Source organism: Catellatospora sichuanensis (genome assembly GCF_007483665.1).
Taxonomy (GTDB): Bacteria; Actinomycetota; Actinomycetes; order Mycobacteriales; family Micromonosporaceae; genus Catellatospora; species Catellatospora sichuanensis.
Genome location: NZ_VIQO01000030.1, coordinates 1 through 14,210, shown reverse-complemented (window position 1 = coordinate 14,210; position 14,210 = coordinate 1). Strand labels below are relative to the sequence as shown.

At 71.4% G+C, this 14,210-nt stretch carries 11 protein-coding genes; 5 read left to right on the top strand and 6 right to left on the bottom strand.

Annotation, left to right across the window (positions count from 1 at the left end; genetic code table 11):
* Nucleotides 1-343: 343 nt before the first annotated feature.
* Nucleotides 344-796, bottom strand: a complete 453-nt coding sequence (locus FLL47_RS33795; RefSeq protein WP_144126719.1) for a MarR family winged helix-turn-helix transcriptional regulator — start codon at nt 794-796, stop codon at nt 344-346.
* 57 nt (nt 797-853) lie between these two features.
* On the opposite strand from FLL47_RS33795, the gene FLL47_RS33790 reads away from it, so the two are divergent.
* A complete protein-coding gene (locus tag FLL47_RS33790) occupies nt 854-1,969 on the top strand; it encodes an aminoglycoside phosphotransferase (protein WP_144126718.1) in 1,116 nt (371 codons plus the stop codon).
* A gap of 119 nt (nt 1,970-2,088) precedes the next feature.
* Here the strand turns inward: FLL47_RS33790 and FLL47_RS33785 are convergent, their stop codons facing one another.
* Nucleotides 2,089-2,592 carry a hypothetical protein gene (locus FLL47_RS33785; RefSeq protein WP_144126717.1) on the bottom strand — a complete coding sequence of 168 codons (504 nt, stop codon included), beginning with the start codon at nt 2,590-2,592 and terminating at the stop codon, nt 2,089-2,091.
* 62 nt (nt 2,593-2,654) lie between these two features.
* A complete protein-coding gene (locus tag FLL47_RS43270; RefSeq protein WP_186316067.1) occupies nt 2,655-2,960 on the bottom strand; it encodes a hypothetical protein in 306 nt (101 codons plus the stop codon).
* A 228-nt stretch (nt 2,961-3,188) separates the two neighbouring features.
* Here FLL47_RS43270 and FLL47_RS43265 point away from each other — a divergent pair, with 228 nt between their 5' ends.
* The 4 genes from FLL47_RS43265 (at nt 3,189) to FLL47_RS33765 (ending at nt 9,255) form a co-directional block, all read left to right on the top strand.
* Nucleotides 3,189-4,130 carry an alpha/beta hydrolase family protein gene (locus FLL47_RS43265; RefSeq protein WP_186316066.1) on the top strand — a complete coding sequence of 314 codons (942 nt, stop codon included), beginning with the start codon at nt 3,189-3,191 and terminating at the stop codon, nt 4,128-4,130.
* A 322-nt stretch (nt 4,131-4,452) separates the two neighbouring features.
* Nucleotides 4,453-6,114 carry a beta-1,3-glucanase family protein gene (locus tag FLL47_RS33775; RefSeq protein ID WP_144126715.1) on the top strand — a complete coding sequence of 554 codons (1,662 nt, stop codon included), beginning with the start codon at nt 4,453-4,455 and terminating at the stop codon, nt 6,112-6,114.
* Nucleotides 6,115-6,318: 204 nt separating this feature from the next.
* The gene (locus FLL47_RS44845) at nt 6,319-8,451 is read left to right on the top strand and encodes a bifunctional diguanylate cyclase/phosphohydrolase (protein ID WP_144126714.1); all 2,133 of its coding nucleotides are present in this window, start codon (nt 6,319-6,321) and stop codon (nt 8,449-8,451) included.
* 192 nt (nt 8,452-8,643) lie between these two features.
* Complete coding sequence (locus FLL47_RS33765; RefSeq protein WP_144126713.1) at nt 8,644-9,255, top strand: dihydrofolate reductase family protein; 612 nt, start codon at nt 8,644-8,646, stop codon at nt 9,253-9,255.
* Nucleotides 9,256-9,446: 191 nt separating this feature from the next.
* On the opposite strand, the gene FLL47_RS33760 is transcribed toward FLL47_RS33765, so the two are convergent.
* The 3 genes from FLL47_RS33760 to FLL47_RS33750 all read right to left on the bottom strand — a co-directional run bounded on the left by FLL47_RS33760 (nt 9,447) and on the right by FLL47_RS33750 (nt 13,960).
* Nucleotides 9,447-11,450: an endo-1,4-beta-xylanase gene (locus tag FLL47_RS33760; RefSeq protein WP_144126712.1), complete on the bottom strand. Its 2,004-nt coding sequence runs from the start codon at nt 11,448-11,450 to the stop codon at nt 9,447-9,449.
* Nucleotides 11,451-11,653: 203 nt separating this feature from the next.
* The gene (locus tag FLL47_RS33755; RefSeq protein WP_144126711.1) at nt 11,654-12,676 is read right to left on the bottom strand and encodes a LacI family DNA-binding transcriptional regulator; all 1,023 of its coding nucleotides are present in this window, start codon (nt 12,674-12,676) and stop codon (nt 11,654-11,656) included.
* Nucleotides 12,677-12,946: 270 nt separating this feature from the next.
* On the bottom strand, nt 12,947-13,960 hold the full coding sequence (locus FLL47_RS33750; protein WP_246159015.1) for a LacI family DNA-binding transcriptional regulator: 1,014 nt from the start codon (nt 13,958-13,960) through the stop codon (nt 12,947-12,949).
* Between the last annotated feature and the right edge of the window lie 250 nt (nt 13,961-14,210).

The window sequence follows — 14,210 nt, the reverse complement described above, 5'->3', positions numbered from 1 at the left end:
GAGCGGAGAGGCGGCGCATGGAGCCGCAGAGCGGTCCAGGAAACACGAAAGCGCCGCTGGGGGAATGCGAAGGGATCGTTGCACAAGAATGTAATCCGGCACCAGAGTCCCAACGGGCAGAACACTATCCGACAGTGTCCGAACAGGATTCGACCGATGTGGACAGTCGGCCGACCGGGCGACGTCGGCGCAGGCCGAAGCGGTCGCGGAGCCACCATCGACTGCGGCACGGCGAGTGCCGCGGACTCACCGATGCATTTCGATGCCGGAGATCAGTGACAAGAAACGACGCCGGCCTTGCTCCGACTATTTCCGGACATTCCTTCTTCGCCCATTCATCCGGTCAGCGCGGGTCGTCGCCCGACGCCTTGCCGGCGGCGATGTGTCGCAGCACCCGGTGGAAGGTCGCCCAGTCCCGCGCGCCGACCTCGTCGCGCCAGCGGTGCTCGGTCTCGCCGAGGATCTCCTGGATGCGGGCCTGTAGGCGCAGGCCCTTGTCGGTGGGGCGCACGATGCGGGCACGCCGGTCGGTGGGGTCCGGATCGACGTGCAGGAAGCCGGCCTGCTGCATGGTGGCGACGAACTCGCCGAGCGACTGTTTGGTCATGCCGACGCGGGCGGCGAGGTCGGTGGGGCGCAGACCGCCGGCGGGAGTGAGCGAGAGCAGCCGCAGGTGGGAACCGCGCAGGTGGTGCGGTTCGCCGGCGACCTCGGCCTCCATGCCCCGCCGCGCGACCGTGAGGGCCTGTCCCAACAGGTCGAACACGTGCGGGGGATCGCCGTTGACGGGACTCATCAGGCTACCTTACTATCTCCCCAAGTCGTCAGGTAGCCTTACTATCCCGGAGCCGCCATGGAGCTGTCTGCAACGGAAGTGGCCGAGGTCGCCAAGCTGGTGCTCGGCGAGAACGCCGGGCCTGGCTCCTGGAGCGTCGAGCCGATCGACTACCAGTCCGGCTCCCCGGCCACCGGCGGCCTCGCCCGCGTACGCGGCGACGGACGAGCCTGGAGCGTCTTCGTCAAGCTGGTGCAGAATCCGCGGCACTGGCCCCTGCTGCACCTGGTGCCGGAGGTGTTCCGCGAGGAGTTGTGCAGAACCCTGCCGTGGCGGCAGGAGCTGGCGATGTGGGAGCAGCCGTTCGCCGGATACCTGCCGGCCGGGCTACGGGTCCCCGTCCTGTACCGGATCACCGAGCTGGACGACGACCGGCTGCTGCTGTGGATGGAGGACGTCGACGCCATCGCCGACCGCGACTGGACGCTCGGCCACTACCGACGCGCCGCCGTCGCGCTCGGCGGGCTGGCCGCGCGACGCAGTACCCCGGAGCTGCTCGCCGCCGCGGGCGAGCCGGGCTGGGCGTTGCGCATGCTGGTCGGCAGCCGGGTCATGCGCGGCGCGGTGCCCGCCCTCGACGAGGACGGGCTGTGGGCGCACCCGTTGGTCGCGTCGGCCGTCGACGCGGAGCTGCGCGACGACCTGCGCCGTCTCGCCGGGGCGGTGCCCGAGATCCTGGACCGGCTCGACACCCTGCCCCAGTCGCTGGCGCACGGCGACGCCAGCCCGCAGAACCTGCTCGTCCCACGCGGTGAGCCCGACGTCTTCGTCGCCATCGACGTGGCGTTCCAGTGTCCGCTCGCGGTCGGGTTCGATCTCGGCCAACTGCTCGTCGGCCTCGCCCACGCCGGGCACGTCGAGGCAGCGGTCCTACCCGCCATCCACGAACTCCTCGTGCCCGCCTACCTGGAGGGCATGGGCGCGTACGGTGTGGAGGCCGACCCTGACGCGGTCGCCTACGGCTACGTCGGCGGCCTCGTGACCCGTGCGGCCCTCACCTCGCTGCCGTTCGAGACGCTGAACGCCCCACACACCGAGCAGCTCACCGAACTGTGGCGGCAGCGTGCCGCGCTGACCCGCTTCCTCGCTGACCTCGGCCTCGAGCTGCTCCGGTCGACCGCGGCCCACGCGTAGCCCGTCACGGCCGTCAGGTCGGCGGGTACCGGCCCGGCAGGTATGGCGAAGCGGAGTGCTCGTTTCGGGACGCATCCGCGTCCCGAAACGAGCACTCACCGACGGGAGACGTCTCTGCGTCAGCGGCTGTCGCGGCCGGCCTGGCGGCGCGCGCCGGCCGCCCGGGACGAGGCCTGCCGCTTGCGCAGCCCCGGCGAGTCCGGTGACCGGTCGGTCACCTGGCTGCCCGGTCGCGCCTTCGCCGGCGGGCGCGAGGGCCGCGGCGGGGTGGTGTTGCGGCTCTCCTTGGCCATCTGCAGCCGTTCAGCCTTGAGCTGCTGCGCGCTGGCCTTCGCGGCGATCGCGACGGCGCGGCTCACCCGGGCGAGCGCGTCCTCGAAGACCTCGGCCTTCTGCCGGTCGCGGGTGCCTTTGGGCAGGGCTTTGCCGCGGCCGCCGGACTCGGTCACCCGGATGCCGGACTGGCGGCGGTAGAGCTTGACGTACTTGTTGCGCGCCCGCCGGATGCGGTCGTGCAGCTCGAGCAGACCGTCCTCGTCGAGGTCGGCGAGCCGTTCGCGTTCAGTGTCGCGGATCAGCATCATCTCGTCCTCGGTGAGCGTGTTCATGATTGCCGTCGTCATGGCTCCCCCGACGTCGCACCCGGCGTGCCCAGCGGTCTGTTCACGCACTGTCGCAGGTCATGCTATGTCTGAGGCGGACGGCGACGGGCGGGAACGGGCCATCGGACCGGGTCGGCGATCGGCGCTGCGACGGGCGCGAGCCGCTGTGTGTCGAGCAGGCCGGGCCGTTCGGCGGCGAAGCGGCTCACCGCCTCCAGCGCCTTGAGATCGTCCTTGCCCTTCTCCCGGGCCGCGTCGTCGTCGGCCTTGGCCCCCAGCAGGTGGCCGGCCATCTCCCAGCGCGGGTTGCCGGCCACGCGCCCGAAGGTGCGCACGGTGCGCGCGACGAACCGGCGCGACAAGTTGGCAAGTTTTTCGTCCATGCCCATGGCTGCGCTCCTCCCAGCACTGGCGACCTGCGGAAACTGGCGAAGTCTCCTCCTCGATCATGCGGGTGCGGCGCGCATAATGCGAACCCTCTTTCCGGATTTGCGTCGTTTTGCGCATCGATCGGCGCCGGCGGGCCGGGCCGCCGCGCATTGACGTACGTCGCCACAGTCTCCAATATGTCTCTCTATACGAAACACTGTTTCGCCTACAGAAACGGGAGCATCGTCTTGAGTACATCGACCCACCGTGTACGGCGCACCGCCGTCACCGCTCTCACGGCCGCCCTCGCCACCGTGACCGCGATGCTGGCCGCCCCCGCGCCCGCCTCCGCCGCCTACTCCTCCGTCGCCGTGTACGCGAGCACCGTCAACGGTGACGCCGCCGACGTCTACCACCCGGTCACCGGTTCGCCGCACGACCCGTGGCCGGTGGTGCTGCTGCTGCAGGGCGCCAACGTGGACAAGGCGCAGTACTCCGGCTACGCCGCCAAGGTCGCCTCGTACGGCTTCGCGGTCGTCGTGCCCAACCATTTCCAGGTGCTGTTCGGCCAGCCCGGCCTGTACGCCACCGGCGCGCAGGCGGGCTGGACCGTCACCTGGGCCCAGACGGAGAACGCGCGGGCCGGTTCGCCGCTGCTGGGCGCGCTCGACCCGAGTCGGCTGCTGCTGCTCGGGCACTCGTTCGGTGGCGCGGCGGCGCTCAGCCTGGCCACCGGCCTGTGCACTCCGCCGTTCTGCACCGCGCCGGCGCCCGCTCCGCCACAGCTCAAGGCGGTCGCGTTGTACGGAACCAACAACACCCAGCCGGGCACCGGCACCACCCCGCCGGTGGCCAACACGGTCCCGGTCGCCCTCATCCAGGGCAGCGCCGACGGCATCGGCACCCCGGCCAACGGATACGCCACCTACCAGGCGGTCACCTCGCCGCCGAAGCTGTACGCGAGCGTGCTCGGTGCCAACCACTACGGCATCACCGACGCGCAGAACCCGGCCGGCGCGCGGCCCGACCTGTCCCCGCAGGCCCTCGCCCAGGCGCAGAGCGTGGAGACCGCGGCCCGGTGGAGCGCCTACTGGCTGCGCGCACAACTCGGCGACCCGGTCGGCCAGGCCTGGGTCTACGGGTTCGGCGACCTCGTCGACGCCAACGTGACCACGGAATTCGTGCACTGATCCGGGCCGGGCTGTCGCGCCCGCCGCCGAACACCGAGCCGGACCGCGACAGATGCGGTCCGGCTCTGCCGCGTCATAGTTCATCGTCTATTGACCGGGAATTCGCGCGCGCCGTATCGTGAGAGCGCTCTCTTGTCCGCCGGGAAACCGTCGCCGCCTCGATGTGGCCCTGCATCCTGGTCGCGATGGTGACAGCCCTGACCCGATCCCGGCGGTGGAGAGCGCTCTCGCAGTCGCCCACTGCGGGGATCAGCCATCCGCCCGGGGCTCGTCGACCGGGCCTGTCATCCGTCCACCTCATCAGAATGTGAGGTTCCGCGACATGCGTACCAGACGAAAGGTCCTCGGCGTGCTCGCCGCGACCGCGCTGGCCGTCCCGCTGGCCGTGGCCGCGACCGCCTCGCCCGCCCAGGCGATCGGACCCGACCCGCTTCCCGTCACCGTCACCAACAACACCGGCCGCGGCGACGCGGTCTACCTGTACGTCATCGGCGTCCAGCTCAGCACCGGGCGTCTCGGCTACGTCAACGGCGCGGGTGCGTTCACGCCGTGGAGCGGCGGGCAGCTCCCGCCGTCACCGGCCCCCGACGTCGCGATCGCCGGCCCCGGCAACGGCGGCAGCAGCACCATCCGGTTCCCCCGCGGCTTCTCCGGCCGGGCCTACTTCTCCTTCGGTGAGAAGCTCAAGTTCTTCCTCACCCCCGACGGCCTGGTCCAGCCCGCGCCGTGGGCGTCGGGTGACGCCAACTACAACATCCTGTTCGACTGGAGCGAGTTCACCTACAACGACGCCGGGCTGTGGATCAACAGCTCCCAGGTCGACATGTTCTCCGTGCCGCACGCGGTGACCGTGACCGGCGCGTCCGGGGCGACCAAGCGCACCGGCGACGTGGTGTCCAACGGGCGCAACAACGTCATCAACCAGATCCGGGCCCAGTCCGGCTGGGCCAACACCGTCTACACCCGGCCCTCCGACGGCACCGTGCTGCGCGTGCTCGCCCCGGGCAAGGCGGCCGGGGCCGGGCTGTTCAGCGCCACCTACCTGGACGGGTACATCACCTCGGCGTGGAACGCCTACGCCTCCAAGACGCTGACCGTGGTGCCGTTCACCGACCAGCCCAACACCCGGTACTTCGGGCGTACCAGCGGCAACGTCATGAACTTCACCAACTCCGCGGGGCAGCAGGTGGCCTCGTTCAACAAGCCCACCAGCGCCCACGTGTGGGGCTGCGACGGCAACCTGCACGCGCCCAACGACCTGGTCGTCGGGCCGATCGCGCGCACGCTGTGCGCCGCGCTCAACCGCGGCACGCTGGGCACCGTCGACACCCAGCCCAGCACGAACGCGGCCCAGTTCTACCAGAGCAACCCGACCAACCAGTACGCCAAGATCATCCACGCGAACATGGCCGACGGCAAGGCGTACGCGTTCGCGTTCGACGACGTCGGCGCGTTCGAGTCGCTGGTCCACGACGGCGACCCGCGCTCGGCGAGCATCGTGCTGAGCCCGTTCGGCGCGGGCGGCACCCCGCCCGGCGGCGGCCCGATCTCGTCGACCACCTGGTACAGCGTGGCGAACAAGACCAGCAACAAGTGCGTGGACGCCCGCTCGTCGGGCACCGCCAACGGCACCGCGATCCAGCAGTACACCTGCAACAACACCTTCGCCCAGCAGTACCTGTTCCAGCCGACCAGCGGCGGCTACGTGCGGATCAACAACCGCAACAACCCCGCCCAGGTGCTCGACGTCAACGGGGTGTCGGCCGCCGACAACGCGCTGATCCACCTGTGGACCTACGGCGGGGGCAACAACCAGCAGTGGCTGCCCGTGTCCGAGGGCGGCGGGTACTACCACTTCGTGTCCCGGCACAGCGGCAAGTGCCTCGATGTGCCTGCCGCCTCCACCGCCGACAGCGTCCAGCTGGTGCAGTACACCTGCAACGGCAGCGGGGCGCAGTCCTTCCGGCTGATCGCACAGCCCTGATCAGGCGGCCGGGGCCGTCGGGGCGATCCCGGCGGCCCCGGCCGGTGCCGTGCGCAAGGTTCGCCGACAGGCCCCGCCACCCGGTCGCTGTGCCAGACTTGTGACAGAGAGTAGTTCTCTTTCACCACCGGGAGGCTCGTCACGGCGGCGGACGATGGCGCACTGGAGACCCGGACGGCATCAGCCGGACCCGACCGGGCCGTGGTGGGAGTCGTCCTCGCGGGCGCGGCCTGGGTGACCCTGTACGCGGTCCTGATGCGGGCGACCCGCAACTCCCCGGACGCCTCCCGCCTCGTCGGCGAGGTCGTCTACCTGGTCCCGATCGCTGCCGCGACGGCACTGGCCGTGTACGCGGCCCGCCGCACCCGCCAGCGTGTCGGCACGGCATGGCGGCTGCTGATCGTGTCGAACTCGCTGTGGCTCATCGGCGAGTCCACCTGGGCCGTCTACTCCTACCTGTCGCCCGAGGGCGCACCCGTCCCGTCGTTCGCCGACGCGGCCTACCTGCTCTCCTACGCCGTGGCGCTGCCGGCCATTGTCATCGGCCTGGGTCTGGGCGTGCTGGGCCGGACCCAGGGCCTGCTCGACGCCCTGCTCGTGGCCGCCGGAGCCGCGGCGATCGGCTGGCAGATGCTCATCAGCCCGCTCGTGCCGAGCACCTGGAGCGCCGCTGCCCTGGTCACCTTCCTCTATCCGGTGTTCTCGGTGAGCATCGTCAGCATCCTGGTGGCGGTCCTGCTGAGCGGAGCACAACACGTGCCCCGCTCGATGATCATCGTTGGCACCGCGTTCGGCCTGGCCTCCATCACCGACGGGGCGTACGCGTACCTGACCGCCGTCGACCGGTACGAGAGTTCGAGCTGGGTGAACCTCGGCTGGCAGGTCGAGGCCGTGCTGCTGTGCGTGGCGGCCGTCGTGGCGGGCCGCCGGGCGGAGTCCGACCAGCCGCGGGCCGTCGATCCGGACCTGGCGTTCCTGCCGGCCGTGGTGGCCGTGCTGGCGGTGGGCGGCCTCGCCGTCGCGGACCTCGTCCTGGTCGGCCGGCTCAGCCTGGTCACGCTCGCGGTCACCATGCTGTTGCTGCTGGGTCTGCTGGTGCGGCAGGTCGTCGCCACCCGGGACCGGGCCCGGCTCACCCAGGGCCTGCGTACCGCCGCGATCACCGACCAGCTCACCGGCCTGTACAACCGCCGCTTCTTCAAGGAGATGATCGACGTCGAGGCCGAGCGCGCGGTCCGCCACCACCTCCCGCTCAGCCTGGTCCTGATCGACCTGGACCATTTCAAGGACATCAACGACACCTACGGCCACTCGGTGGGCGACGCCGTGCTCACCGACGTCGCGCAGCGGCTGCGCCGGGAGGTGCGCGGCAGCGACCTGCTGTGCCGGTACGGCGGGGAGGAGTTCGTCTGCCTGCTGCCCAGCACCCCCGCGCCGGCCGCGTACGAGCTGGCCGAGCGGCTGCGGCAGACCCTGCGCGGCACCCCCGCCGCCGTCGCCGGAGTGGCCGAGCCCGTCGTGCTCACCGCCTCGCTCGGGGTGGCCACCGTCGAGCCCGGCGAGCGCGGACGAGTCGACACCGACGCGCTCATCGACGAGGCGGACCAGGCCGTCTACCGCGCCAAAGCGCTCGGCCGCGACCGCGTCGTCGGTTCCGGGCAGCCGTCGCCGACCGCCGCGGACCCGGTCACCGACCTGCCCCCGGCGCTGGTGTGGATGGCCGACCGGATCGACCGGGCGCTGGGCGACCGGGAGTGCGCCGCGGCGGTGTCGCGCTGGGCGTTTCGCACCGCGTCGCGGCTGGGTCTGGACGACGCGACGCAGCGCCGCACCGCGGCCGCCGCCCGGGTGCACGACATCGGCCGGATCACCGCCCTGGCCACGCAGCAGCCCGACCGGCCCCTCGGCGGCCGCAGAGCCGACGACCCGGGCCATCCGGCGCAGGGCGCGCGCCTGCTCGTCGAGCTGGCGGCCCGGCCGGACCTGGCGCCCCTGGTCGCGGCCCATCACGAGAACCATGACGGCACCGGTTTCCCGTACGGGCTGGCCGGCGCGGAGATCCCGGTCGAAGCGCGGATCATCGCCGTGTGCGACGCCTGGGCCGTCCTGCGGGCCGACGACTCCTGTCCGCAGGAGGCACCGGTGCCGCCCGGTCGCGACGCGCTCGTCGAGGGGCGGGGCACCCGCTTCGATCCCGCGGTCCTGGACGCGTTCCTCGCCCTGCTCGACGACGGCGCGCTCGACGACCCGGCGCACTACGGTGATCATCCCGCGGCGCAGCCGGCCGCACACGCTCCCGTCGGCGCCGACGACACGCCGCGCACAGTCCCCCGCTGATCCCCCGGCGACCTCCGGTGCCCCGGCACTTGCCCCTGGTCGTGCACGAACTGACGCACCGTGCCGCCGCGCCGTTCTTGAGGCGAGCGCGCCGGGCGAAGAATTCTTCGAGCGGGCGTGTAGAGAAACGCCGCACGGCTCCGACTTATGGTCAGACGGGGCGCCGCCCCGCGACTGACGAGGAGCAAGACGATGGGCAAGATCACTTGCGACATGGCGATGTCGGTGGACGGTTTCACGGCGGGCCTGAACCAGCGCGCCGACGCGCCCTTCGGGGACGGTGTCGGGGACGACCTGCACCGCTGGATGTTCGACGAGCCCGAGAACAACGCCGATGAACTCGCCGCGATCACCGACGCCGGCGCGTTCATCATGGGCCGCAACATGTTCAGCCCCGGCCGCGGCGACTGGGACCTGGGCTGGACGGGCTGGTGGGGCGACGAGCCGCCGTACCACGCGCCGGTCTTCGTGCTCACCCACCACGCGCGGGAGTCCGTGCAGAAGGCGGGCGGCACCGTGTTCCACTTCGTGACCGGCGGCATCGCCGAGGCGCTCGACCGGGCGCGCGCCGCCGCGGGCGACCGGGACGTCGCGATCGCGGGCGGGGCCGCGACGGTGAACCAGTTCCTTGCCGCGGGGCTGATCGACGAGCTGCGCCTGCACATCGCGCCGTTGCTGCTGGGCCGTGGTGAGCGGCTGTTCGAGGGCGTCGGCCGCATGGACCTGGTGCAGGTCGGTGTGCGGCACACGGATCTGGTCACGCACGTGCGCTATGAGCTGGGCCCGGCAGCGGCGGCGGCCTGATCGGGGCCGCCGCCACGCCGGGCGGCGGGAGCGGGTGACCTGGGCTCGGTCACCCGCCCCCGCCCCGGCCCCACCCCACTGGCGGCCGGAGTCCGGCTCAGCGGAACGGGACGGGTGGGCTGCCGTCCGGGCGTTCGGCGGCCCACCCGCGGCGCGCGGCCCGAAGGGAGGCCGCACCCGTCAGTGGTGGATCACGGGGTGGTGCAGGTGAACGTGCCGGCCGTGGCGGTGTCGCCGTTGGGCCGGCTCGCCTGGAACCCGAAGGTGGTGCTCGCGCTCGGGGCCAGGGCGCCGTTGTGCGGCGCGTTCTTCGCGGTCACGGTCTGGCCGCCGGTGGTCAGCACGGCGTTCCACTGGCCGGTGACGGCGTGGCCCGACGGCAGCGTGAACGTGACGGTCCAGCTGCTGATCGCCGAGGTGCCGGTGTTGGTGACGGTCACCGGCTGCATGACGTAGCCGTTGTTCCACTGGGTCTGCACGGTCGCGGTGACCGAGCAGCCGCCGCCGGTGCCGCCGCCGGTCGTGGTGACCGTGACGGTGTTGGACACCGCGGAGACGTTGCCCGCGGCGTCGCGCGCCCGGACCTGGTAGCGGTACGACGTGTTGGCCGACAGGCCCGTGTTGCTGAACGACGTCGTCGTGGACGTGCCGACCGAGGTGAAGGTGCCGCCTGACGTGCCGGGGGCGCGCAGGATGTCGTAGCCGGTGACTCCGACGTTGTCGGTCGAGGCGGTCCAGGTCAGGTTGGTGCTGCTGGACGTGGTGCCCGCCGCGGCCAGGCTGCTCGGCGTGCTCGGGGCCTGGGTGTCGCCGGTGCCGCCACCGGTCGTGGTCACGGTGACGGTGTTGGACACCGCCGAGGTGTTGCCCGCGGCGTCACGCGCCCGGACCTGGTAGCGGTACGACGTGTTGGCCGACAGCCCCGTGTTGCTGAACGACGCCGTGGTCGACGTGCCCACCGACGCGAACGTGCCACCGGACGTGCCCGGAGCGCGCAGAATGTCGTACCCGGCCACCCCGACGTTGTCCGTCGAGGCGGTCCACGACAGGTTCACGCTGCTGGAGGTCACGCCGGAGGCCGCGAGGCTGCTGGGTGTGGTGGGCGCCTGGGTGTCGCCCGTCGGGCTGCCGCCCAGCGCCGTGTTGACCGCGGTGTAGGCGGGCTTGGGCTGGTAATTCTCGTCGTAGAGCAGTGCCGCGCCCTCGCTGGGGAACGTGTCCGGGACCCAGGAGTACTTGTCGGTGAAGCCCCAGATGGTGATGCCGCTGCAGGCGGGCACGGCCAGGCAGGCGTTGACCGCGTTGGTGTAGTACGTCGCCTGGGTGGTGTCCTTGGCCGAGGTACGCGGGGTCTGGATGCGGATGTCCAGCTCGGTGATGCGCACCTCGACGCCCAGCGCGGCGAAACGCTCGAGGTTCTGGCGCATGTCGCCGGGGAAGCCGTACTGGGTGGCCAGGTGGCTCTGGAAGCCGACGCAGTCGACCGGCACGTTCTGCGCTCGCAGCGACTGGACCAGGTTGTACATCGCGGTGCTCTTGGCGTTGATGCCTTCGACGTTGTAGTCGTTGATGCACAGCTTCGCGTTGGGGTCGGCGGCGCGCGCGTAGCGGAACGCGTCGGCGATGAAGCTCTGGCCAAGCGTGTTGTACCAGAAGCTGGTGCGGAAGCCGCCGTTCTCGTCGAAGACCTCGTTGACCACGTCCCATGACACCAGCGACGCGTTGTTGGCGTAACGGCCGACGACGGTGGCGATGTGGTCCTGCATGGCGGTGCGCATCGCGGTCGCGCCCAGGCCCTGCACCCAGCCAGGGGTCTGGCTGTGCCAGACCAGGGTGTGCCCGTGGACCTGCTGGTTGTTGGCGGCCGCGAAAGCGACGATCTGGTCCGCGCCGCTCCAGGTGTAGTTGTTGTCCGAGGGCTCGGTGGACTCCCACTTCATCGCGTTCTCGGCGGTGATCTGGTTGAACTCGGTCTGCGCGATGGTGCGGTATGCGGCCTCGTCGGCCAGCGGGCCGGTCGCGCCGGCGAAGCCGATGAACTTGCCCTTGGCCGCGGCCAGGGTGCGCAGTGGCGTGGCGGCGGTGGCGGGCGTGGCCGACAGCAGCGGCACGGCTAGTGCGGACACGAGGCTCACCGCGGCGAGGGCGGCCAGGCGGCGTCGGGTCTTGGGGACATGGACGCGGTGCTGCGTCATGGTTCTCCTTCTCGGATGGCGGAGCGGTGCGCCCGCGCGCCGTCGAAGTGCCTCTCCGCACAGGTATGCGAGCCTGACCGGGCAGGTGGCTCCGCATCGGAGGGTTCACTTCGAAAGCTGGGCACACATCGATGGAGGCGATCACCATCCTGGGTGTCCGACCGAGAAGGAGTCAAGAACTTCCGGAAACTATCGGTGTATTCCTATCGAACGCGGGGCGGCGCCGCGCTGTCCCGGACGACGAGTTCGGTGGCCAGCTCCACCCGCGGGCTCTCCACGTGCTCACCGCGGGCCAGCCGCAGCACGGTGCGGGCGGCGACCATGCCCATCTCGGCGAGAGGCTGGCGGACGGTGGTCATCGGCGGGGACGACCAGCGCACCTCCGGCAGGTCGTCGAAGCCGACCACGCTGATGTCGTCGCCGACCCGCAGTCCCTGCTGGCGGACGGCTTCGTACACACCCAGCGCCATCTGGTCGCAGGAGGCGAAGATCGCCGTCGGCGGGTCGGGCAGCCGCAGCAGCCGGGTGCCGCCGGAGAAGCCGGACTCGTGGTAGAAGTCGCCCTGGCAGATGAGGTCGTCGTCGATCGGCAGCCCGGCCGACTCCATGGCGGCGCGGTAGCCGTCCATCCGGGCCCGGCTGCACATCAGCTGCGGCAGGCCGGTGATGAACCCGATGCGCCGGTGGCCCAGCCGGATCAGGTACTCGGTGGCGGCCAGGCCCCCGGCCCAGTTGGTCGCCCCGATGGTGGGCGCGTCCTGCTGGGGGATGCCGTCGGCGTCGACGAGCACGACGGGGATGTTGAGCCGGCGCAGTTCGGCCTGCAGCGGCGGCTCCACCATCGAGGTCACGAAGATGACGCCCTCGGTGGCCCGGGTGCGCATGCTGTCCAGCCACTGCTTGGCCGAGGCGTTGCGCCGGTGGATGGCCGACACCACGGTGCCGATGCCGGCGGCATGCGCGACGTCCTCGACGCCGCGGATGATCTCGACGGCCCACGGGCTGTCGAGATCGGGGAAGACCAGGTCCAGCAGGCCGGAGCTGGTGCGCGCGGCCGACGGGCGGCGCCGGTAGCCGTGCCGGGTGAGCAGTTCCTCCACGCGCTCACGGGTCTGTGAGGCCACATCGGAGCGGCCGTTGAGCACGCGCGAGACGGTGGGCACCGACACCCCGGCCAGATCGGCGATCGCGGCGATGGTGACCTTGCGCGTATCGTTCTCAGCCACAGACAGCTCCTCGGGACCGGCGCGACGGCAGCGGTGTACCGCCGCAAGCGGCCGCCGGTCAGGGTTCCGGCAGCCTGAGCACAGCGTAGTCATGAAAGTTTCATACGACTACCGATACTTGTTACCGGTCAAGATTTTGTCACCGAACGGCTGCCGGGAGCAGGCCGTCCGCGGTCGCGCGCCCGCCGGAGGGCCGACGGCAGGCAGCGGGTCGCCGTGGGACGTGTGATGCGGCGGCTCCGGGCGGCACGCCGCACCACACGACGTCGGTCAGCCGCGCGGGGACGCGGCACTGTCGCGCACGACCAGCTCGGTGGCCAGTTCCACGCGCGGGCTCTCGATCTTCTCGCCCTGGGCCAGCCGCAGCACGGTACGTGCGGCCAGCAGGCCCATCTCGGCGAGGGGCTGGCGGACGGTGGTCAGCGGCGGGGACGACCAGCGCACCTCGGGCAGGTCGTCGAAGCCGACGACACTGACGTCGTCGGCCACCCGCAGCCCGCGCTGGCGGATCGCCTCGTACACGCCCAGCGCCATCTGGTCGCTGGAGGCGAAGATGGCGGTGGGCGGGTCGGGCAGTTGCAGCAGGTGGCTGCCGCCGGAGAAGCCGGCCTCGTGATAGAAGTTGCCCGGGTAGACGAGCTTGTCGTCGATCGCGATACCGGCGGCCTCGAGCGCGGCCCGGTAGCCGTCGATACGGGCGCGGCTGCACATCAGCTGCGGCGGGCCGGCGATGAAGCCGATGCGCCGGTGGCCGAGGCCGATGAGGTATTCGGTGGCGCGCAGCGCGCCGGCCCAGTTGGTCGCGCCGATGGTGGGCGCTTCCTGCGGCGGCACGCCCGCGGCGTCGACGATGACGACCGGGATGTTGAGGCGGCGCAGTTCGGCCTGCAGCGGCGGCTCCAAGGTGGACGTCACGAAGATGACGCCCTCGGTGGAGCGGGTGCGCATGTTGTCCAGCCACTGTTTGGCCGCCGAGGTGCGCCGGTGGATCGCCGACACCACGGTGCCGATGCCCGCGGCGTGGGCGACGTCCTCGACACCGCGGATGATCTCGACGGCCCAGGGGCTGTCGAGGTCGTTGAAGACGAGGTCGACCAGCCCGGAGCTGGCCCGCATGCTCGGCGGGCGGCGGCGGTAGCCGTGCCGGGTGAGCAGTTCTTCGACGCGTTCGCGGGTCTGCGGGGAGACGTCGGAGCGGCCGTTGATGACGCGCGAGACCGTCGGCACGGACACTCCGGCCAGGCGCGCGATGACCGCGATGGTCACTTTCCGGTTGTCGTCCACGGCGGTTCGCCCTTTCGTCGACGGTGGAGCCGGCGGCGGTGGGATCTGCGGCACGGCAGCCTGGTCGGGCTGCCGTGCCGGAATTCCGCGCCCTGGTGGGAGAGCCGCCGTTGCGGGCATGTGCCGGTCAGCCCTTGACGCTGCCGGCGAGGCCGCCGATGAGTTGGCGTTCGGCGATGGCGTAGAAGCCGAGGGCGGGGATCATGGACAGGACGACGTAGGCGAGGACTCTGGCGGTGTCGTCGGCGTA